Raw genomic sequence first — 19,761 nt, 5'->3', positions numbered from 1 at the left:
CCTCCCCAGAACCGTCCGCTGACGCGCGTCAGTCGGGCAGACGGTAGAAGCGCCGGGCGTTGATGCCGAAGATCTTCTCCATGGCCTCCGGCCCGAACCGGTGGCCGAGAAGCGTTCGGGCGGCGTTCGCGACCTCGCCGTAGCTTGCGGCGAGCGTCGCCACCGGCCAGTCCGAGCCGAAGAGCAGGCGATCCTCGCCAAAGCACGCCGCCACGTGGTCGACGTAAGGGGCGAGATCCTCCAGCGCCCAGTCGCCGCGCGCCTCGGTCACCATGCCCGACACCTTGCAGGAGACGTCGGGAAAGGCGGCCAGCGCGGCGATGTCGTCGCGCCAAGGATCGAGCGATCCGGTCGCGATCGCAGGCTTCGAGAGATGGTCCACCACCGCGCGCAGGCCGGGCGCTTGGCGAAGAGCCTCGGCGACGTGCGGCAGGTGGCGCGGAAAGGTCAAGATGTCGAAGGCGAGCCCGCTTTCGGCCACGCGCTTCAGGTTGTCGAGGACGCGCGGGCGCAGGATGAAGCGGTCGTCGTCGAGATCCTGCAGCATCGGCCGAAGACCGACGAAGAACGGGTTGCGACTGTAATGCGCAAGGCGCTCCGCGAAGTCGTCGGCCTCCATGTCGAGCCAGCCGACGACGCCCGCCACGAAGGGCGTTTGCGCCGCGATCTCGAGCATGAAGTCGGTCTCGGCCTCGGTGTCCGCCGCCTGCACGATGATCGTGCGCCCGATGCCGGCGCGCCGCAGGAGACGCTCGAGGTCCTCCGGCATGAAGTCGCGCAGGAGCGGCTTCACGTGGTCACCCATCCAGCCGTAGTCGCCGCGCGAAAGGCGCCAGAAGTGCTGGTGGCTGTCGATCGCGGTTGTCGGGACGGGCGTGCTCACGGGCGGCCCGCCGGCCGACTCGGGAATGCCGGCCGTCTTCCGGTCGGGGCAGACAAGAGATACGCGCGCTGCGGCATGGCATGTCCCTGGTGCGGCACCGACTCAACCCGGTGGAATGAGTCCCTCGTCCGCGAGGCTGGTCCAGAGCGCGTCCGGAATCAACTGCTCGAACCACGCGACGTTCTGCCGAACCTCCGCCGCGCTCCGGGCGCCGATCACGACGTTGGCCGCAGCCGGGTGTCGCAGCGGGAACTGGAGCGCGGCGGCGGCCAGGGGCACGACAAAGGCCGCACAGGCCCGCTCCAGCGCCTCGACTTTCGCCACGATCTCGGCGGGCGCGTCGACGTAGTTGTAGGTCCGGCGCCCCGCGGGGGAGGCGAGGATGCCGGAGTTGAAGACGCCGGCCATCACCACGGCGACGTCTCGCTCCAGCGCCTTGGGCAGGAGGGTCTTGGCGGCCGATCCGTCGAGCAGCGTGTAGCGGCCGGCGAGCAGGCAGACGTCGAGGTCGGCCTCCTCCATCGCCTCGACGATGGCTTGCGTCTCGTTGACGCCCAAACCGAAGCCCGCGATCAGGCCCGCCGCGCGCAGCTCCGCCAGCGCCCGGAAGCCGCCGCCCCGGGTGAGAGCGTTCCAGTGGTGGTCGTGAAGCGCGCCGTGGGTGACGCGGCCGATGTCGTGGACGAAGAGGATGTCGAGCCGGGACAGGCCCGTGCGCTGCCGCGAGTCGTCATAGGAGCGCAGGATCGCGTCGTAGGAGTAGTCGAAGACCTCGCGGAACGGGAGGCCGTTGTGCCAGCCGGAATCGAACTCGTTCCTGGGCGGCGGCGGCGGCAGCGTGCGCCCTGGCCGCTCGAAGGTCATCAGGCGTCCGACCTTGGTGGAGACGGCGAACGAGGACGGGTCTTCCTCGCGCAGCCGCTCGCCCGCGAGGTGCTCGCAGCGCCCGAGCCCGTACATGGGAGCGGTGTCGAAGTGGCGGATACCGGCCTCCCAAGCCGCGTCCAGCGCGGCGCACGCGTCGGCGAGCGCGACCGGAGCGTAGAGCCCGCCGAGCGGGGCGGTGCCCATGCCGAGCGCCGTCAGCTCGACGCCGGCGCGTTTCAACGGTCGCTTGTCGGATGCCTTCATCGGGTATGGCCCTGCGGATGGTGCGTTCGAACGGGAAGCCTCGGGCGATGCATCAGGCCGACTGGCGCAGAAGCTCGCGATACTCCTCGCGCGTCGGGATGCGCGGGTTGGTGCCGTGGCAATGGTCCTTCAGCGCCTCGCCCGAGACGCGGTCCATCATCGGCTCGGTGACGCCCATGGCCGAGAGGCCCGGCGGCAGGCCGATGTCGCGCGACAGATCGGCGATCACCCGGTCGGGCTCGCCGCCGAGGATTTCGGACAACACGCCCCATTTCGCGCCGATCGCCTCGCGGTTGAATCGCAGGACGGCCGGCATGAGCACGGCGTTCAGCGTGCCGTGATGAAGGTTGAGCTCACGCACCGCGCCGAGCGGATGGGTCAGCGCGTGGACGGCACCGAGCCCCTTCTGGAAGGCCATGGCGCCCTCCAGCGCGCACATCATCATCTCCCAGCGCGCCTTCGCGTTCGAGCCGTCGCGCACCGCCTCGCGGATCGCGCCGAAGCCGCGCTTCAACCCGTCGATCGCGATGGCGTCGGCCGGCGGGTTCACGGACGGCGCCATGAAGGTCTCAAGGCAGTGCGAAATGGCGTCCATTCCGGTAGCCGCCGTCAGAAAGGGCGGCAGGCCGTAGGTCAACTCGGGGTCGCAAAGCGCAACGGTGGGCAGCATGTGCGGCGAGACGATGCCGAGCTTGCGCCCTTCCGCCGTGATGATCACGGCGGCGCGCCCGACCTCCGACCCCGTACCGGACGTGGTCGGCACGGCGACGAGCGGGCATATGCGACCATGGATGCGCGCGGCGCCCCCTTCCACGGCCGTATATTGCACCAGCGGTCCCGCATGTCCGGTCAGGAGGCGAACCGCCTTGGCGAGGTCGATCGACGACCCCCCGCCCAAAGCCACGAGGCCGTCGCAGTTCTGGTCGCCATAGACGCGCAAGGCCGCTTCGGCGGCCGCCTCGGTCGGATTGGCGGGCGTCTCGGAAAACACCGCGGGGCGCCGGGTGAAGAGAGCGAGCACACGGTCCACGAGCCCGCTCGCCAAAAGGCCGCGATCGGTGACCAGGAGCGGACGCTCGACGCCGAGTCCGCCCAGGATGTCCGGCAGCTTGGCGATCGCGCCCTCGTCGAACTCGATGCGGGTCAGATAGGTGATCAGGGCCATGCAAGTACGCTTTCGGGTCATCAAGGGCACGCCCACCGGCGCAGGGCGTGCCCCTGCCGCGCCGGGGCGAGCGGGAGGAAAAGGTCGGTCGGAGGCAGGCGGCAGCGATCGCAACGAGGCGCCCGCGCGGTCGGCATTCCCAAGATTTTCGGTGATACGGCGTGCGACGGACAGGCAGCCCGATCTCGGCCTGTGTCGGCGGCCTCCCCTCCACCTCACGGCAACACGTATCGAATTGCTGGACGAATCGTCAACCGATGGATCGGTGCCCCCCCCCCAACCGGCCCGAACGCGTCGACCCCGACTCGCATCGATCGTGCAGCCATACTTGCCAGGACCAGCAGGCCAAGGAGCTTTGCCCGTTCAGCTCGAAGCCGACGCTGAGGGCCGGTGCCACGGCGTCCTGCGCACGCCGGTTCGCAAGGTCTTGGAGTAATAGGCCGATGAGAACCTCGTGGAGGCGTTTTCCAGATCGGGAGCCTGCGTTTCCCGGATCTCCCTTGAGGAGGTCGAAACGGATGGACCGATGCGGCGAGCGCCATCAACCGCCAACCCGAGGATCCGGACATCCGTGAACCTCGTCACGGCGCATCTCGACCGGATGCTGGAGTTGTCCGATCCCGCCTCCGCCGATCCGGCCGAGATGACCAGACAGGACGCCGCGTTCGTGCGCTCCGGCGCCGCCACGGCGGACAGGCGGAACGCGCCGCGACGATCCATCACGAGGCGTCGTACCCAGCAGTGAACATGACCGACGAGAAGGATGCTTCCTTGAAACGATGAGAAGGCCGGCGCCGGACCGTTCGCGGCATCCGCTCCCCAAGCCCTCTGGATGTCGGCAGGGCGAGCGATAGGCCTCGTCCGTTCGATCGGGGCCTCGCCTGCGACCCTTACGACTGCGGACACGCTCCGGGCCGGGCAGCCTCTCGGCCGCGCGACGAGCGCTCAGATCCCGTCGCCGCGATGGCGGATCGCGACGTCGATCGCCGCGTTCGGCACCTTGAGCCGTCGCCGGATCACGGCATAGGAGCATCCCTCGTCCAGCATCGAGACGATGAGATGCTGCTCGTGCGCACTGCGCCCGCCTCGCTCGCGCCGGACGCCGAACGGGCGGAGGGACAAGCCGAGGAGATGGCGGAGCATAGAGGACCTTCGTGGGTTCGCGAAGACGGCTCCATGCCTCAGGAGCATGACAGGCGGATGAAACCCCGGCCCGCTTTGGTCGCTCGGTCAGGACGCGCGCAACCGCCGCTCGCCCGCCTCCTGCAACAGGTCCGCAAGGCCGGTGCGCTGCGGATCGTGGGCGCACAGCATCAGGAGGTTCGCATGGCGGAAGCGCGGATCGCCCGTCACCTCGCGCCCCGCCCAGGGCGGCAGCGTCACGGTCTGCGTTTCGGACTGGAGTTCGACCTCCGCCCAGACCAGGCCTTCGAGTCGTCCCTGGAACACGTCCACCTCCCAGGCCTGCCCGGCATGCGGGACAAGGAAGCGGGTCTTCTCGATCACGGAGCCGCTGCAGACATGGGCAAGCATATGCTCGGCGTCGGCGACCGGGATCTCGTACTCGAATTCCGTGCGGCTGATGCCGGAGCGCGCGCCCTTGACGGTGAGCCAGGCGCGCTCGCCGTCGAGCCGTACGCGCACCTTGCCGTTGCTGCCCTGGCTGACCAGGCCGTCCCGCAAGGCCCGGCGGCCTGTCGCCCGCTCTCGCCAACCTTCGCCGGCGACCAGGAACTTGCGCTCGATTTCCAGATGCATGCCGTCTTCAATCCCGTGTCGACCGAAACGCTAGGACCGGTCCGCGTTCCTACCACGACAGCGGCCGCATGGGACCACCCTTCCCTGTGATCCCCAACCGCCCCGGCGGCAGAACGCCGGTCGCCGGGGGACGATCCCCGCACCGGACGAAAACGCTGGCCGTCATTGTGACGAAGGCGGACCGCGGATCCGGCGCGACGCTTCGGCTTGGCGACCGCGACGAAGTGGCTGAGGACATCCTTTTCTGGTTCCTCGGCGCGTTCGGCCGTCGTTCTCCGCCGTCTCCCGAGCACCCGAGCGCTGTGGCCCCCATCGCCGGACCCGGCGTCGCCGACCGATCCCGAACCTAAGGGTCGGCCGGGGAATGCCCCGCTCCGGCCGGGCGACGAAGCACGGGTTGGTGTGGCCCTCTCGGCCGGGCCGACGAGCTGGAAACCTTCACGTGTTCGTGCGCCCGTTGACAAAGGCCGATCGAATAAGACACCTTGCTAATACGTTTTAGCAATGTTGCAGCGCGACATGACCGACTTAACAACCCAGTCCGAGACGAAGCGAGCGCCCACCAGCGCCGATGTCGCTCGCCTGGCTGGCGTGTCGCAGACGACGGTCTCGCAGGTCCTGAACGGCAAGGCCGGGGTCGCCCGCATCGCCTCCGAAACGCGCGACAAGGTTCTCGAAGCCGCGCGCCAGCTCGGCTACACGCCGAACCACGCCGCCCGGTCGCTGCGCGAGCGCCGGACCAAGCTGATCGCGCTGATTCTGCCGACCATCGACAACCCCTACTTCTCGGATGTCGTGAACGCGGCGCAGGAAGCCGCCCGCGAGGCGGGATATGCCGTTGCCGTGATCCCGATCCGGGCGGGCGAGGAGTTCCGGGTCTCGACCTTTCTGCAGGGCGCGGCCTGCGACGGCATCATCGTGGCGGGCCACGACAACTGTTCCTCGCCCGAGCTCCAGATCCTGCGGGCGCGCGGTCTGGCGGTCGCCGTCCTGCAGGAGCGCAGCCCCGACCCGGCGATCAGCTCCGTCAGCGTCGATCTCGCGGAGGGCGGGTATCTCGCGACGCACCACCTGGCGGGGCTCGGCCACCGCCGCATCGGTCACATCACGGAACGGCTTCGGCCGGCGGCCGACGGGCGCAGCCGTATCGACGGCTACCGCCGCGCGCTGGCGGAGGCGGGCCTGTTCTTCGATCCGGCGCTTGTGGTGGTCACCGAAAACTCGATGGCGGGCGGGGCCGCAGGTCTCGACCGACTGCTGGAGGCGGACGGCGAGCCGGCGACGGCCGCCTTCGTGTACAACGACCAGCTTGCGGTCGGCGTCCTGGCGCGGCTGCGCGAGCGCGGCCAGCGCGTGCCGGAGGACTTCGCGGTGGTCGGCTTCGACGGCCTCGCCATCGGCGCCTTCACGGCGCCGCCCCTCACCACCGTCGACAGCCCGCGCGGCGCGCTCGGGCGCCTGGCCGCCGAGACGCTGATCCGCGCGATCGAGACCGGCGCGGACGTCGGCGAGACCCACCGACTGCCCGTGCGCCTCGAGGTGCGCGGCTCCTGCGGGGCGCGCGAACGCCCCGCGCCCTAAGGCAACAACGCACGACCCGCCGAGGGAAGCGGCGGGCCATGCCCCTTCATCTGAACGCTTCGGGAGGAAGCCCATGACCCAACGGATCGATCGACGCACCATCCTGAAATCCGGCCTCGCGCTGGGCGCGGGGTTCGCCACGGGCGGCCTGGCCCGGCCGGCCCTTGCGCAGAGCCGCGAGATGACGCTCGCGGTCTGGGGCAGCGACGCCGAGGTCGCCGCCTACAACGCGGTGATCGCCAAGTATCAGGCGGCCAACCCCGGCACGACGATCCGCCTCGACGTCATGCCCTTCGCCCAGTTCTACCAGCAGGTCGACACGCGGCTCGCGGGGCGCCAGGCGCCCGACCTCTTCCGCGTGACCTACCAGCAGGTCGGGCGCTATGCGACCGGCAAGGCCGCCGTCGACCTCAGCCCCTATCTGGACGCCAACACGGGCGATGCCTTCACGTCGGCCGTCTGGAGCGCGGTCTCGGTGGATGGAGCGCCCTTCGCGCTGCCCCACCACACCGACACGTTCGCCCTCTACTACAACGCCGACGCGCTGGATCAGGCGGGCATCGCGCTCCCGACCTCGATGGAGGACGCCTGGACTTGGGCGAAGTTCATCGAGAACGCCAAGCTCCTCAAGGAGCGGCAGGCGGGAAGCTATCCCTTCGCGATGAGCTGGCAGAACGGCGCCGTGCACCGCTGGCTGGTCTATCTCTACCAGCACGGCGGCCAGCTCCTGAACGACGACCTCTCGGCCTCCGCGATCCAGGAGGCTGCCGGCGTCGAGACGATCCGCTGGACGCAGAGCTGGTTCCAGGAGGGCCTCGTTCCGCCCTCGACGTCGCTGAAGAGCTCGGAGCGCATCCAGAACCTCTTCGTGAACGGCACCATCCCGATGATGCTGAACGGTAACTGGCAGATCCCCTTCGTCCAGCAGCAGGCGAGCCGCTTCAAGTGGGGCGTCACGTATCTTCCGCGCGACAAGGCGATGGCCGACGATCTCGGCGGCACCTGCGTCGCGGTCTCGCGCGACGCCAAGGACCCGGCGGCCGCGGCCGCCTTCCTGCGCTTCCTGACCGACGAGGCGAACATGCGCGACTTCGTGAACGAGGCGCAGTTCCTGCCGGTGCGCCGTTCGCTGGTGGATGCGGGCATCGACTACAAGCTGCGGCCCGACGAGATGCGCGTCTTCGTGGACATGACGAAGACCATTCCCGAGCATCTCGTGCGCACCGTGACGCTGCCGACCTGGGGCCGCTTCAACCCGCGCTTCGCCGACCAGCTCGACCTCGCCTTCACGTCGGGCCAGTCGCCCGAGGAGACGGCCGAGACCATCGCGGCCGACGTCGACCGCGTTCTCGTCGCCTGACGCGCCGCGCTCTCGCAACACCCCTCGGAGGCTCGTCCATGACGCAGGTCACCAGCATCGGCATGGAGCGGGCCGGGGTCCGCTCCACCGGGCGCCAGAGCGCCCGGTGGCAGCGCTTCAAGACGCGCGCGACGCCTTACGTCTTCATCGCGCCGAACCTCGTCCTGTTCAGCGTCTTCATCTTCTTTCCCCTGTTCTACGCCTTCTTCATCAGCTTCCACGAGTGGTCGCTGATCGACACGCCGCTCTACACCGGCACCGAGAACTACGAGCGGCTGCTCACCGACCGGCAGTTCTGGCAGGCGCTCGGCAACACGGTGCTCTACTCGCTCGCCACCGTGCCGACGAGCCTGGCGATCGGCCTGGCCGTGGCGATCGGGCTCAATCGCGAGCTCTTCGCCCGCACGCTTCTGCGCAGCGCCTTCTTCCTTCCGGTGGTCATCTCGAGCGTCGCGACGGCGGTGATCTCGGCCTGGCTGTTCAACGACAACTACGGCGTCATCAACGCCATCCTCGGCCATCTCGGCATCCGTCCCATCGCCTGGCTCTCCACCACGCAATGGGCCCTGCCCTCGATCATCATCACGACGCTCTGGACGCGCATCGGCTTCTGCATGGTGGTCTATCTCGCCGCGCTCCAGTCGATCTCGCCCAGCTACTACGAGGCCGCCCGCATCGACGGGGCGACGCGCTGGCAGCAGTTTCGCTACGTCACGTGGCCGCTCCTGCGCCCGACCACGTTTCTGCTCCTGATCCTCAACGTCATCCACTCCTTCCAGGTCTTCGACCTGATCTTCGTGATGACGGGCGGCGGGCCGGGTTTCTCCACGACGATGCTCGTCCAGTACATCTACCAAGCCGCCTTCGTGACCTCGGAGATGGGTTACGCCAGCGCCATGGGCGTCGTGCTCTTCGCCCTCGTGCTCGTGTTCACGCTGATCCAGTGGCGCGTGAACCGCCGCACCGAGCAGTTCATCTGAGGAGCGCGCCATGATCGTCTCGAACGCAAGTCCCCATACGCGCCGCATCGAGCGCTTCGGCCTCTGGCTCCTGCTCGCGGCCGGCGCCCTGGTCATGCTCTTCCCGGTCTACTGGATGTTCGCGACCGCGATCCGCCCGGCCGACCAGATCTTCTCGGGCGAGACCAGCCTTCTTCCCACGGGCTGGGTGTGGAGCAACTTCCGCGCCGCCCTCGACGCCATGCCCTTCCTCCACTGGGCCTGGAACTCCACCGTGATCGCGGTGGTCGCGGTCGCCATCACGGTAAGTCTCAACCTGCTGTGCGGCTACGCCTTTGCGAAGTTCCGCTTCGCGGGCCGCGACCTCCTCTTCATCGCGGTGATCAGCGCGCTGATGATCCCGATCCAGGTCATCATCGTCCCGCTCTTCCTGCTTCTGGCCGACATCAACCTCCTGAACAGCTACTGGGGCGTGATCCTGCCACGCGCGGCCGAGGCCTTCGGCATCTTCATGGTGCGCCAGTTCATGCTGGGCATTCCCGACGAGCTTCTGGAGGCGGCCCGCCTCGACGGGGCGAGCGAGTTCCAGATCTTCCGGCGCATCGTGCTGCCGCTGTCGAAGCCGATCATCGCGGTCCTGATCATCTTCACCTTCATGTGGCGCTGGAACGACTTCGTCCTGCCGCTGATCGTTCTGACCGACCAGGACATGTACACGGTGCAGCTCGGGCTGAACCTTCTCAAGGGCCAGTACAACGTCGATTGGACGAGCATCATGTCGATCGCGCTCCTCTCGCTCGTGCCCATGCTCGTGATCTTCGCCTTCTTCCAGCGCCAGCTCATCCAGGGCATCGCCGGCACCGGCCTGAAGTAACGCGTCCCCTTTTTCCGCATCGCATCCGAAGGAAATCAGCCATGTTCAAGGTCACCATGATCGGCGCCGGCAGCGTCGTCTTCGTGAAGAACCTCCTGACCGACATTCTCGACTTCGATCAGCTGCGCGAGGTCACGATCTCGCTCCACGACATCGACCCCGAGCGCCTCGAGACGGCCGGCATGATGGCGCGCTGGACCGCGGCGCAGTTCAAGGCGAACCCGCGGATCGAGCTGCATGCCGACCGGCGCGCAGCGCTGGAAGGCGCCGACTTCGTGATCAACATGGTCCAGATCGGCATGCACGAGGCGACGCTGATCGACTTCGACATCCCCCGCAAGTACGGGCTGAAGCAGACCATCGCCGACACGCTCGGCATCGGCGGCATCTTCCGCGGCCTGCGCACCATCCCCTTCATGACGGCGCTGGTGGCCGACATGCGCGAGCTTTGCCCGGATGCGCTGCTGCTCAACTACACCAACCCGATGAGCATCCTGACGCAGGCCGTCTACGAGGCGTATCCGGAGCAGAAGGTCGTCGGCCTCTGCCACAACATCCAAAACACCGCGCGCGACCTCGCCGGCTATCTCGGCGTGCCGGTGGACAGCCTCTCCTACGACTGCGCCGGCGTGAACCACATGTGCTGGTTCATGAAGCTGCGCATCGGCGCCGAGGACGCCTATCCCCGCCTGTGGGAGGCCTCGCGCGATCCCGAGATCGTGGCCAAGGACAAGGTGCGCTTCGAGCTGATGCGCGTCTTCGGGCGGTTCATCTCGGAATCCTCCGAGCACAACGCCGAATACACGCCCCACTTCCTGCGCTCGGACCGGGAGATCGAGCACTACGACGTGCCGGTGGACGAGTACGTGCGTCGCTCCGAGCGCAACCTGCGCCGCTACGCCGAGACGCGGCGCAAGCTGCTCGCCGGCGAGCCCTTCCCGATCGAGCGCTCGGTCGAGTACGGCTCGCTGATCATCCACGCCATGGTGACCGGCGAGGCGCGCGTGATCTATGGCAACGTGCGCAACACGAACCTCATCACCAACCTGCCCGAGAATGCCTGCGTCGAGGTGCCGATCCTTGTCGACCGCAACGGCCTGCGTCCGGTCCATGTCGGCGAGCTGCCGCCGGAACTGGCCGGCTACTGCGCGCCGCACGTCTTCGTGCAGGACCTCACCGTCAAGGCAGCGCTTGAGGGCGATGCCGAGCGCGTCCACCGCGCGGCCGTGCTCGATCGCAACACGGCGAGCGTCCTGTCGATCCGCGACATCCGCTCGATGGTGGACGAGATGATCGAGGCGCATGGCGATGCCATGCCCGCCGGCATCGCCCGCGCACGCCGCGCCGCGGCCGCCTGAGACGCCTCATCGACCCGGGCCGCCGCGATCGACGGCCCGGCACGGGAATCCAACGGGAGGAGAAACAACCATGGCCGACGTCGCGATCCGGGACGTGCGCAAATCCTACGGCGCGGTGGCGACGATCCACGGCGTGTCGGTCGATATCAACGACGGCGAGTTCGTGATCCTGGTGGGCCCGTCGGGCTGCGGGAAGTCGACGCTGCTGCGCATGCTGGCGGGGCTCGAGGAGATCACCGGAGGCGAGATGCGGATCGGCGGGCGCGTCGTCAACGACCTGCCGCCGAAGGACCGGGACATCGCCATGGTGTTCCAGAACTACGCGCTCTACCCGCACATGACGGTGGCCGAGAACATGGGCTTCTCGCTCATGCTGGCCAAACTCACGAAGGCGCAGATCCGCGAGAAGGTCGAGCGCGCGGCCAAGATCCTCAGCCTCGAGACGCTGCTCGACCGCTACCCCCGCCAGCTGTCCGGCGGCCAGCGCCAGCGCGTCGCCATGGGCCGGGCCATCGTGCGCGACCCGGCCGTGTTCCTGTTCGACGAGCCCCTGTCGAACCTCGACGCGAAACTTCGCGTCCAGATGCGCACCGAGATCAAGGCGCTGCACCAGACGCTCGGCACCACCACGGTCTACGTCACGCACGACCAGATCGAGGCCATGACCATGGCCGACAAGATCGTCGTGATGCGCGACGGGCGGATCGAGCAGGTCGGCGCGCCGCTCGACCTCTACGACCGCCCGGCCAACCTCTTCGTGGCCGGCTTCATCGGGTCTCCGGCCATGAATGTCGTCGAGGGACGGGTCGAGGGACCCGAGTTCGTCGCGCCCGGCCTTCGCCTCCCGCTTCCCCCACAGGCTGCAGCGCTCGGCAACCGCGAGGCGCGCTACGGCATCCGGCCCGAGCACTTCCGGCTCGCCGCCGACGGGCTGCCGGCGGAGATCGTGGTGGTGGAGCCGACGGGCTCCGAGACGCAGGTCGTGGCCAAGCTGGGCGAAGCCACCGTGTCCTGCGTCTTCCGCGAGCGCATCACGGCTCGCCCCGGCGAGCGCATCGCGATCGCGCCGGAGGTCGAGCGCGTCCACCTCTTCGACGCGGCGAACGGCGAGCGCCTCGCCGCGTGAGGCGGACCCGCTAGCGCTCGCCCCGAATGAAGGGCTGCATCAACGCCTGGGGCACACGGGCGCGGCGCGCGGTGATGCAGAGTGCGGCGATCGACAGGAGGTAGGGCATCATCAGGAAGACCTGATAGGGCACGGCCTTGCCGATCACGGTCTGCAGACGGAGCTGGTAGGCGTCGAACAGGGCGAAGAGCAGCGCGCCCAGCACCGCCCAACCCGGCCGCCAGGCCGCGAACACAACGAGCGCGATGGCGATCCAGCCGCGCCCCTGCACCATGGTCGGAAAGAAGCTGTTGAAGGCCGACAGGGTGAGGAAGGCCCCGCCCATCGCCATCAAGGCGCTGCCCACCACCACGGCGCCGATCCGAATCCCAACGGGATCGAGCCCCTGCGCCTCGGCGGCGTGCGGGTTCTCGCCGGTGAGGCGGATCGCCAGGCCGAGCGGGGTGCGCGCGAGCACCCAGGCCAGCACGAGCGCGAAAACCAGCGCCAGATAGGTCGGCGCGGTCTGCGAGAAGAGCGCGGGCCCTACGAACGGCAGGTCCGACAGGCCCGGCACGGCGATCGGCTGGAAGGGCTCGATCGTGGGCGGCGTCGCCTGCAGCGGCACGACGAGGCGGAAGACGTAGTAGCTGAGGCTGGAGGCGAACAAGGTGATGCCGAGGCCGGTGACGTGCTGCGACAGGCCGAGCGGTACGGTCATCAACGCATGCAGGAGCCCGAAGAGGGCGCCCGACAGGGCTGCGGCGAGAAGGCCGACCCACAGGTCCGCGCCGTTGAACACCGCGAGCCAGCCCACCATCGCCCCGAAGGTCATGATGCCCTCGATGCCGAGGTTGAGGACGCCCGCCCTCTCGCACAGGAGCGCGCCCAGCGTCGCGAAGACGAGCGGCGTCGCGATGCGCAGCACCGCGGCCCAGAGACCGGCCGAGGCGAGGATGTCGAGAGAAGCGCTCACCGGAGGCGGACCCGAAAGTTGACGAGAAGAAGGGCGACGAGCATGGCGAGAAGCGAGAGGGACACGGTGACGTCGGCGATGAAGCTCGGCACGCCGAGCGCCCGGCTCATGGAGTCGGCGCCGACGAACATCGCCGCCGCAAACAGCGCGGCCACGACGGCGCCGAGCGGCTGGAGATTGGCGAGCATGGCGACGACGATGCCGCTGTAGCCGTAGCCGGGCGACAGGTCGGTGGTGACGGTGCCGCGCACGCCCATCACCTCGACGGCGCCCGCCAGCCCCGCGAGCCCGCCCGACACAAGGGCGGCGAGAAGCAGCGTGCGCACGAGCGGAACGCCCGCAAAGCGCGCGGCGCCGGGGTTGAGGCCGGCGGCGCGGACCTCCAGTCCGAACACGGTCCGGCTCATCACGACGTGGACGAGGATCGCCGCCCCGAGCGCGACGACGAGGCCGAGATGGAGCCGCGAGCGGGCGAGGATCTTCGGCAGGGTGGCGTCGGCGGCCACCGGCACCGACTGCGGCCAGCCGAAGGCCATGGGATCGCGCAAGGGCCCCTCAATCAGCATGGAGACGAAGAGGATCACCACGAAGTTGAGGAGGAGCGTGGTGACGACCTCGTCGACGCCGAAGCGTAGGCGCAGGAGCAGCGGGCCGATCAGGAGCAGGGCGCCGGCCAGCGCCCCCGCCAGCATCAGCGCGGGGATCAGGACAGGCGCGGGGAGCCCGGCGAGAAGACCGCCGCTCGAGCCAAGCGCGGCGACCGCGATCGCGCCGAGATAGAGCTGCCCCTCCGCACCGATGTTCCAGATGCGCGCGCGAAACGCCACCGCGACGGCCAAACCGGTCAGGATCAGCGGGGCGGCGCGCGTCAGTGTCTCGGTCGCGGCGAGGCGCGAGCCGAAGGCGCCGAGCGCGATACGTCGATAGGCGTCGAGCACCGGCGCGCCGGCCAGCGCCAGGAGCAGGCCGGACAGGGCGAGCGCCAGGGCGACCGCGCCGATCGGGGCGAGGACGAGAAAGAGGACGGGGCGGTGTTCGCGGCGTTCGATGCGCATCAGGCCGCGCGCTCCCACTCGCCGGCCATCATGAGGCCGAGGGCGCGCGCATCCAGCGTGTCGGCCGGGACGCTGGGTCCCAAGCGTCCCTTGTGGATCGCCTGCACGCGATCGGAGAGCGCCAGCACCTCGTCGAGATCCTCGGAGATCAGGATCACGGCCGCGCCCTGTCGGCGGGCCTCCAGGATCTCGCCGTGGACGGCGGCGATCGCGCCCTCGTCGAGGCCGCGCGTCGGCTGGGCGGCGACCAGGAGGCGCGGCACCCGGTCGAGATTCCGGCCGAAGATGAGCTTCTGCATGTTGCCGCCCGACAGGAGGCGCGTGCGGCTGTCGGGCGTGCCGCCGCGCAGGTCGAAGCGCCGGATCAGTTCGTCCGCGAAACGCCGGGCGGCGCCCCGCCGCACGAAGCCAAGGCGCGAGAAGCGCGGCTCGCGCACGCGCTCCAACACCGCGTTCTCCCAGATCGGCAGGTCGCCCACCGCCCCGTCCGCGTTGCGGTCCTCCGGGATGCGGCCGACGCGGGCCTCCACCAGGGCGCGGGCACCCAGCCGTCCGGCGTCCTGCGCGAGAATGCGCAAGCTTCCCCGGTCGGGCGCGGCCAGCCCCGACAGGAGACGGGCGAGCGCCGCCTGCCCGTTGCCGGACACGCCGATGATGCCGAGCGTTTCGCCGGAGCGCACGGCGAAGGAGACGCCCGTGAGACGCCGCACGCCGCCGAGCGTCAGGTCGACGCCGCTCGCCTCGGCGACCACCGCGCCGACGTCCGCCCCCTCGCGCTTCGGCCGCGCGACGCGGCGTCCGACCATGAGCTCGGCGAGCTCATCCTTGGTGGTCTCGGCCGCACGCCGCTCGGCGACGACCCGGCCTGCCCGCAGCACGACGATGCGGTCGGCCGCGCCAAGGACCTCGCCGAGCTTGTGCGAGATGAAGATCAGCGACAGGCCCCCTGCCGCCATGCGGCGCAGCGTTGCAAAGAGCCGCTCGCCCTCGCCCTGAGTCAGGACGGCGGTCGGCTCGTCGAGGATCAGGACGCGCGCGTCGTTGTAGAGCCCTTTGAGGATCTCGACGCGCTGGCGCTCGCCCACCGAGAGGTCGGCGACGCGCGCATCGGGATCGACCGCAAGGCCGAAGCGCTCCGCCAAGTCCGCAAGCTTGCGGCGCGCCGCGCGCCGCGCGGAGCGCCAGGCAAGAAGCGGTTCGGTGCCCGCCACGACGTTTTCGAGAACCGTGAGATTGGGAGCCAGCGCGAAATGCTGATGCACCATGCCAACGCCGGCGCGGATCGCGGCGCGCGGGCGACCGGGCGGCAGTTCCTGCCCGTCCACCAGGACGCGGCCCGCATCCGGCATGTAATGGCCGAACAAGATGTTCATGAGCGTCGTCTTGCCGGCGCCGTTCTCGCCCAAGAGCGCCAGCACCTCACCTCGGCCGAGCTCGATCGAGACGTCCTCGTTGGCGAGCGTCGCGCCGAAGCGCTTGGTGATCCCTTCGAGGCGCAGGGCGGGAGTCGCGGTCATCGAAGGCTCGCCAAGGGGAAGCGGTGCGCGAAGGGCCGCTCGCGCGCAAGGGCGTCGGCCAGATCGAGAAGGCGAAGGTCGGAGCCGTTGGGGCCCATGATCTGCACGGGCAGCGGCAGACCGTCTCCGTCCGTCCCGAACGGCACCGTCGCGGCCGGCAGGCCGGCGACGTTGGCCAGCACTGCGCCCGGCGCGAAGCGCGTCATGCGGCGCCATTGCGCGTCGACGTCGGCGTCATCGGTCGGAAAGGCGCCGAGCGGCGGCGGGGCGCTCGCCAGCATCGGCAGGAGAAGCGCGTCGAAGCGCTCGAACAGGAGCGCCATGCGGCGGGCGATGCGCGCTCCGGCCTCGATCGCGCGCAGCACCTGCGCCCCGCCGATCCTGCGTCCCCGCTCGGCGGCGGCGGCCGAAAGCGGCTCGACCTCGTCTTCCCGAATGGCGAGCGCCTCGAAAAGCCCGGCGAGCGAGGCGCAGACGATGCGGTCGAAGACCGTGCCGGCCTCTCGGCTCGCCTCGTCGAGCGTCGTCGGCTCCAGCGTCTCGACCGCGTGGCCGGCGGCGAGCAGATGCCGTGCGGCCGCGTCGACGGCCGCCGCGCGCTCCGGCGCGACGCCCGGCGTCTGGACGAGTGCGATGCGCATCCGCGGCGTGGCATCCGCAAAGGCCACGTCCGGCATGGGCCCCAACGCCCGACCGCCGGCGGCCTGCAACGCGGTGCGAAGATCGCGCACGGAGCGCGCCACGACGAGCTCGGAGGCCAGGCCCGCCAGATGGTTGGCGAAATCGGGCCCTTCCGGCGTCGCGCCGCGCGAGGGCTTCAAGCCGACGAGGCCGCAGCAGGCGGCCGGCACGCGGATCGAGCCGCCCGCATCCGTCGCATGGGCGATCGGCACGATGCCGAGCGCGACGGCTGCCGCCGCACCGCCCGACGAGCCGCCAGCCGTGAGCCTCGGGTCGAGCGGGTTGCGCGCGGGCGGAAAGGCCTGCGGTTCGCTGCTCAGCGACAAGCCGAACTCGGGCACCGTGGTGCGGCCGAAGGGTACGAGGCCGGTCCCCCGCAGCCGCGCGGCGAAGTCGCTGTCCTCGGCGGATGCCGCAAGGCGCGCGGCGAGCGCGCGCGATCCCGCATGGACGGGGATGCCGGCAAACGGGCTGCCGAGGTCCTTTACGAGAAACGGTACGCCCGCGAACGGCATGGCATCGAGGGCGCTGGGGTCCTCGGCCCGCAGGCGGTCGAGCCGCTGCGCCGCCGCACGTCCCGCCGCCTCGTCAAGGAGGGTGATCGCGCCGAAGTCGGCCAGGCGCGCCGCAGCATCCAGCGCCGCCTCCATCGCCTCGACGGCCGAGATTCGTCCCTCGCGCACGGCAGACCCGAGCGCGGTGGCGTCGCCGCCGGCGAGGGACTCGTCGGCGGATAATGGCATCGCAGGAGACGGCATGGCTGGGCGGCAGGCGGTCAGCCCGGCTCGCTCATGTTCATCGGCACCTCGAACGTGCCCGCCTTGATCGCGGCGCGGCGCTCCTCCATCGGCCCGACCGCTTCGGTGGGCACCTGCGCGGTGTCGAACTGGATGTCGTTGCCGCCGGTCTTCATCAGGCTGAAGGGCGTGTAGTTCTTGCCGGTCGGCTGTCCGGCCGCCGCATCCGCGATCGCCGCGTCGAGAATCGGACGGAAGTTCCAGATGGCGTTGGCAAAGACCGTGCCGGGATAGCGCGGCGTGTAGTCGATCAGCGAGCCGACCGCCTTGACACCACGCTCCTTGGCCGCGTCCGCCGTGCCGATGCGCTCGCCGAACAGGATGTCGGCGCCGGCATCGATCTGGGCGAGGCCGGCTTCGCGCGCCTTGGGCGGGTCGAAGAAGGTGCCGATAAAGCCGACGAGATGCTTGGCGTCGGGCCGCACCGCCGTGACGCCCGCCTGGAAGCCGTTGATCAACATGTTGACCTCGGGAATCGGGATCGCGCCGACCGAGCCGAAGACGCCGCTCTGGCTCATCTTTCCGGCCAGCATGCCGGCGAGATAGGCCGCCTCGTGATTCCACGTGCCGAAGGTGCCGAAGTTCTCGCCCGCCGGCTCGCCCGACGAACCCATCAGGAACGCGGTGTCGGCGTATTCGCCCGCCACCTGGCGCGCCTCGCTCTCCACGGCATAGGACTCGCCGACGATGAGCTTGGCGCCGCCTTCGGCGTATTCGCGCATGGCACGGCCGTAGTCGGGCCCCCGCACGCCTTCCGAGAAGACGTACTCGATCTTTCCATCTTTGGCGGCGGCCAGCAGCGCCTGGTGAAGGCAGGAGTTCCAGGCGTTCTCGACCGGCGAGGCGTGGATGCCGGCAACCTTCAGCGGCGCCTGCGCGAAGGCGCGAGGCATGGCGAGCGCCAGGCCGACACCCGCCGATCCCAGAAGAAACCCGCGCCGTCCGATCGATCCCGTTGTCATCGCCATCTCAGCCCCTCGTCACACGCCCCCGGATGAAGGGCATGTGACGGATTGCCTTTAATCCTGTCAATCGGCAAGGCTGCCGGAGAAATGAACAGGAACAATCAGCCGGCGGCGTGCGGCACGTAGCTCGACGGGTCGACGACGCCCTCGCGGCCGGGGATCGACAGCCGGCTCGTCTGCGGCTCGGCGCGCGCCAGAACCTTGCCATCGCGCACAACGAGAAGGCGGCGCGCCTTGAGGCGGATCGCCTCGATCGGGTCGGCGGCCTGGAGCAGCACGAAGCTCGCCGGCGCGCCGACCGCGAGGCCGTAGCCCGCAAGGCCGATCGCACGCGCCCCGTTCACGGTCACCGCGTCGAAGGCCGCGCGAAGCCCCTCGCGCGAGGTCATCGGCGCGACGTGCACGGCCATGTGGGCGACCTCCAGCATGTCGCCGGAGCCGAGCGCGTACCAGGGGTCCATGACGCAGTCGTGCCCGAAGGCGACATTGACGCCCGCTGCCATGAGCTCGGGCACGCGCGTCATGCCGCGCCGCTTGGGGTAGGTGTCGTGGCGCCCCTGCAGCGTGATGTTGATCAAAGGGTTGGCGACGACGTGAAGCCCGGCCTCACCGATCAGCGCGATGAGCTTCGAGGCGTAGTAGTTGTCCATGGAGTGCATGGAGGTGAGGTGCGAGCCCACCACGCGCCCCTGCAGTCCGTGGCGCACGGTCTCGGCGGCAAGCGTTTCCACATGGCGCGAGAGCGGGTCGTCGCTCTCGTCGCAATGGAGGTCCACCGGCAGGCCCCGCTCGGCGGCGATCCGGCACAGCGCCTCCACGGACGCCGCGCCCTCAGTCATGGTGCGCTCGAAGTGCGGGATGCCGCCCACCACGTCGAGCCCCATGTCGAGCGAGCGCGCCAGAAGCGCCACCGCGCCGGGGCTGCGGTAGTAGCCGTCCTGCGGAAAGGCGACGAGCTGGAGGTCGAGATAGGGTCGCACGCGCTCGCGCAGCTCGATCATCGCCTCGGCCGTGCGGAGCGTCGGATCGCTGACGTCGACATGGCTGCGGATCGAGAGCAACCCTTGCGAGACCGCAAGATCGCAGTAGCGCAGCCCCCGCTCCACCATGGCCTCGACGGTGAGAAGCGGCTTCAGCTCACCCCAGAGCGCGATGCCCTCCAGAAGCGTGCCGGAGCGGTTCAGGCGCGGCAGGCCGAGCGAGAGCGTCGCGTCCATGTGGAAGTGCGGATCGACGAAGGGCGGCGACAGGAGGCGCCCCGCCGCCTCGACGCGTTCAGCCGCCTCGCCCTCGATCCGGGGCGCGATCGCCGCGATGCGCCCGCCCGATACCGCGACGTCCATGCCGGTGCGGCCATCGGGCAGCGTCGCGCCCGCAACCAGAAGATCGAACATCGCAGCCCCTTTTGCCCTCGATCGCCGTTCATCCCGATGACGGGACCGGCCTTTCCTTCGCGCGGAGGTGCACAGGACCGCGCCGGCAAGGTCAAGTCCCCTCGTCCGCCATCCCCTCAGACCACCGTTCCGTCCGGCTGATCGCAGCAACCGACGGACGCGTCGCCGTATGCCATCGGATCAAAATGTCGTGCCCGACCGT

General features: G+C 69.6%; 18 protein-coding genes. 7 read left to right on the top strand and 11 right to left on the bottom strand.

Annotated elements, in window-relative coordinates; all coding sequences use genetic code 11:
* Positions 1–28: 28 nt before the first annotated feature.
* The 3 genes from BLQ76_RS07210 to BLQ76_RS07200 form a co-directional block, all read right to left on the bottom strand.
* Positions 29–883, bottom strand: a complete 855-nt coding sequence (locus BLQ76_RS07210; RefSeq protein WP_090671021.1) for an amidohydrolase family protein — start codon at positions 881–883, stop codon at positions 29–31.
* Positions 884–985: 102 nt separating this feature from the next.
* Positions 986–2,014 (bottom strand): aldo/keto reductase, encoded by a 1,029-nt coding sequence (locus BLQ76_RS07205; protein WP_090671018.1) that lies wholly within the window; start codon positions 2,012–2,014, stop codon positions 986–988.
* A gap of 52 nt (positions 2,015–2,066) precedes the next feature.
* Complete coding sequence (locus BLQ76_RS07200) at positions 2,067–3,179, bottom strand: iron-containing alcohol dehydrogenase (RefSeq protein ID WP_090671015.1); 1,113 nt, start codon at positions 3,177–3,179, stop codon at positions 2,067–2,069.
* A gap of 571 nt (positions 3,180–3,750) precedes the next feature.
* Here BLQ76_RS07200 and BLQ76_RS22030 point away from each other — a divergent pair.
* Positions 3,751–3,924: a hypothetical protein gene (locus BLQ76_RS22030; RefSeq protein WP_170842505.1), complete on the top strand. Its 174-nt coding sequence runs from the start codon at positions 3,751–3,753 to the stop codon at positions 3,922–3,924.
* Positions 3,925–4,124: 200 nt separating this feature from the next.
* On the opposite strand, the gene BLQ76_RS07195 is transcribed toward BLQ76_RS22030, so the two are convergent.
* Together BLQ76_RS07195 and BLQ76_RS07190 are read right to left on the bottom strand one after the other, a co-directional pair.
* A complete protein-coding gene (locus BLQ76_RS07195; RefSeq protein WP_090671012.1) occupies positions 4,125–4,322 on the bottom strand; it encodes a hypothetical protein in 198 nt (65 codons plus the stop codon).
* A gap of 87 nt (positions 4,323–4,409) precedes the next feature.
* Positions 4,410–4,937, bottom strand: coding sequence for a CYTH domain-containing protein (locus tag BLQ76_RS07190; RefSeq protein WP_090671010.1), 528 nt, complete (start codon positions 4,935–4,937; stop codon positions 4,410–4,412).
* 519 nt (positions 4,938–5,456) lie between these two features.
* Here BLQ76_RS07190 and BLQ76_RS07180 point away from each other — a divergent pair.
* The 6 genes from BLQ76_RS07180 (at position 5,457) to BLQ76_RS07155 (ending at position 12,195) form a co-directional block, all read left to right on the top strand.
* Positions 5,457–6,518, top strand: a complete 1,062-nt coding sequence (locus tag BLQ76_RS07180) for a LacI family DNA-binding transcriptional regulator (RefSeq protein WP_170842504.1) — start codon at positions 5,457–5,459, stop codon at positions 6,516–6,518.
* Positions 6,519–6,591: 73 nt separating this feature from the next.
* A complete protein-coding gene (locus BLQ76_RS07175; protein WP_090671002.1) occupies positions 6,592–7,878 on the top strand; it encodes an ABC transporter substrate-binding protein in 1,287 nt (428 codons plus the stop codon).
* Positions 7,879–7,916: 38 nt separating this feature from the next.
* Positions 7,917–8,858 carry a carbohydrate ABC transporter permease gene (locus tag BLQ76_RS07170; protein ID WP_210184149.1) on the top strand — a complete coding sequence of 314 codons (942 nt, stop codon included), beginning with the start codon at positions 7,917–7,919 and terminating at the stop codon, positions 8,856–8,858.
* A gap of 10 nt (positions 8,859–8,868) precedes the next feature.
* Positions 8,869–9,711 (top strand): carbohydrate ABC transporter permease, encoded by an 843-nt coding sequence (locus BLQ76_RS07165; RefSeq protein WP_090670998.1) that lies wholly within the window; start codon positions 8,869–8,871, stop codon positions 9,709–9,711.
* A 41-nt stretch (positions 9,712–9,752) separates the two neighbouring features.
* A complete protein-coding gene (gene melA / locus BLQ76_RS07160) occupies positions 9,753–11,069 on the top strand; it encodes an alpha-glucosidase/alpha-galactosidase (RefSeq protein WP_090670995.1) in 1,317 nt (438 codons plus the stop codon).
* A 70-nt stretch (positions 11,070–11,139) separates the two neighbouring features.
* Complete coding sequence (locus BLQ76_RS07155) at positions 11,140–12,195, top strand: ABC transporter ATP-binding protein (RefSeq protein ID WP_090670992.1); 1,056 nt, start codon at positions 11,140–11,142, stop codon at positions 12,193–12,195.
* 10 nt (positions 12,196–12,205) lie between these two features.
* On the opposite strand, the gene BLQ76_RS07150 is transcribed toward BLQ76_RS07155, so the two are convergent.
* From BLQ76_RS07150 to BLQ76_RS07125, 6 genes are all read right to left on the bottom strand, one after another.
* Entirely contained in the window at positions 12,206–13,150 is a 945-nt protein-coding gene (locus tag BLQ76_RS07150) for an ABC transporter permease (protein WP_090670989.1), read from the bottom strand.
* The gene (locus BLQ76_RS07145) at positions 13,147–14,205 is read right to left on the bottom strand and encodes an ABC transporter permease (protein WP_090671434.1); all 1,059 of its coding nucleotides are present in this window, start codon (positions 14,203–14,205) and stop codon (positions 13,147–13,149) included. The genes BLQ76_RS07150 and BLQ76_RS07145 overlap by 4 nt, the downstream gene beginning before the upstream one ends.
* Positions 14,205–15,722, bottom strand: coding sequence for an ABC transporter ATP-binding protein (locus tag BLQ76_RS07140; RefSeq protein WP_090670986.1), 1,518 nt, complete (start codon positions 15,720–15,722; stop codon positions 14,205–14,207). Before BLQ76_RS07140 ends, BLQ76_RS07145 begins: the two co-directional genes overlap by 1 nt.
* Positions 15,719–17,146 carry an amidase gene (locus BLQ76_RS07135; protein WP_090670982.1) on the bottom strand — a complete coding sequence of 476 codons (1,428 nt, stop codon included), beginning with the start codon at positions 17,144–17,146 and terminating at the stop codon, positions 15,719–15,721. The genes BLQ76_RS07140 and BLQ76_RS07135 overlap by 4 nt, the downstream gene beginning before the upstream one ends.
* 32 nt (positions 17,147–17,178) lie before the next feature.
* Entirely contained in the window at positions 17,179–18,162 is a 984-nt protein-coding gene (locus tag BLQ76_RS07130) for a BMP family protein (protein WP_090671432.1), read from the bottom strand.
* A 104-nt stretch (positions 18,163–18,266) separates the two neighbouring features.
* Complete coding sequence (locus tag BLQ76_RS07125; RefSeq protein WP_090670980.1) at positions 18,267–19,559, bottom strand: amidohydrolase family protein; 1,293 nt, start codon at positions 19,557–19,559, stop codon at positions 18,267–18,269.
* Positions 19,560–19,761 lie beyond the last annotated feature (202 nt).

It is taken from the genome of Aureimonas jatrophae, assembly GCF_900104035.1.
GTDB lineage: Bacteria > Pseudomonadota > Alphaproteobacteria > Rhizobiales > Rhizobiaceae > Aureimonas > Aureimonas jatrophae.
Note: the sequence above shows the minus strand (reverse complement) of the source record. Positions and strands in the feature narration are given on the sequence as shown.

Bases quoted from the DNA above. Each gene is read 5' to 3' on its own strand.
- BLQ76_RS07140 (WP_090670986.1), bottom strand. From the start codon at position 15,722: ATGACCGCGACTCCCGCCCTGCGCCTCGAAGGGATCACCAAGCGCTTC.
- BLQ76_RS07165 (WP_090670998.1), top strand. From the start codon at position 8,869: ATGATCGTCTCGAACGCAAGTCCCCATACGCGCCGCATCGAGCGCTTC.
- BLQ76_RS07135 (WP_090670982.1), bottom strand. From the start codon at position 17,146: ATGCCATTATCCGCCGACGAGTCCCTCGCCGGCGGCGACGCCACCGCG.
- BLQ76_RS07175 (WP_090671002.1), top strand. From the start codon at position 6,592: ATGACCCAACGGATCGATCGACGCACCATCCTGAAATCCGGCCTCGCG.
- BLQ76_RS07125 (WP_090670980.1), bottom strand. From the start codon at position 19,559: ATGTTCGATCTTCTGGTTGCGGGCGCGACGCTGCCCGATGGCCGCACC.
- BLQ76_RS07200 (WP_090671015.1), bottom strand. From the start codon at position 3,179: ATGGCCCTGATCACCTATCTGACCCGCATCGAGTTCGACGAGGGCGCG.
- melA (WP_090670995.1), top strand. From the start codon at position 9,753: ATGTTCAAGGTCACCATGATCGGCGCCGGCAGCGTCGTCTTCGTGAAG.
- BLQ76_RS07205 (WP_090671018.1), bottom strand. From the start codon at position 2,014: ATGAAGGCATCCGACAAGCGACCGTTGAAACGCGCCGGCGTCGAGCTG.
- BLQ76_RS07190 (WP_090671010.1), bottom strand. From the start codon at position 4,937: ATGCATCTGGAAATCGAGCGCAAGTTCCTGGTCGCCGGCGAAGGTTGG.
- BLQ76_RS07145 (WP_090671434.1), bottom strand. From the start codon at position 14,205: ATGCGCATCGAACGCCGCGAACACCGCCCCGTCCTCTTTCTCGTCCTC.
- BLQ76_RS07155 (WP_090670992.1), top strand. From the start codon at position 11,140: ATGGCCGACGTCGCGATCCGGGACGTGCGCAAATCCTACGGCGCGGTG.
- BLQ76_RS07180 (WP_170842504.1), top strand. From the start codon at position 5,457: ATGACCGACTTAACAACCCAGTCCGAGACGAAGCGAGCGCCCACCAGC.
- BLQ76_RS07130 (WP_090671432.1), bottom strand. From the start codon at position 18,162: ATGACAACGGGATCGATCGGACGGCGCGGGTTTCTTCTGGGATCGGCG.
- BLQ76_RS07170 (WP_210184149.1), top strand. From the start codon at position 7,917: ATGACGCAGGTCACCAGCATCGGCATGGAGCGGGCCGGGGTCCGCTCC.
- BLQ76_RS07195 (WP_090671012.1), bottom strand. From the start codon at position 4,322: ATGCTCCGCCATCTCCTCGGCTTGTCCCTCCGCCCGTTCGGCGTCCGG.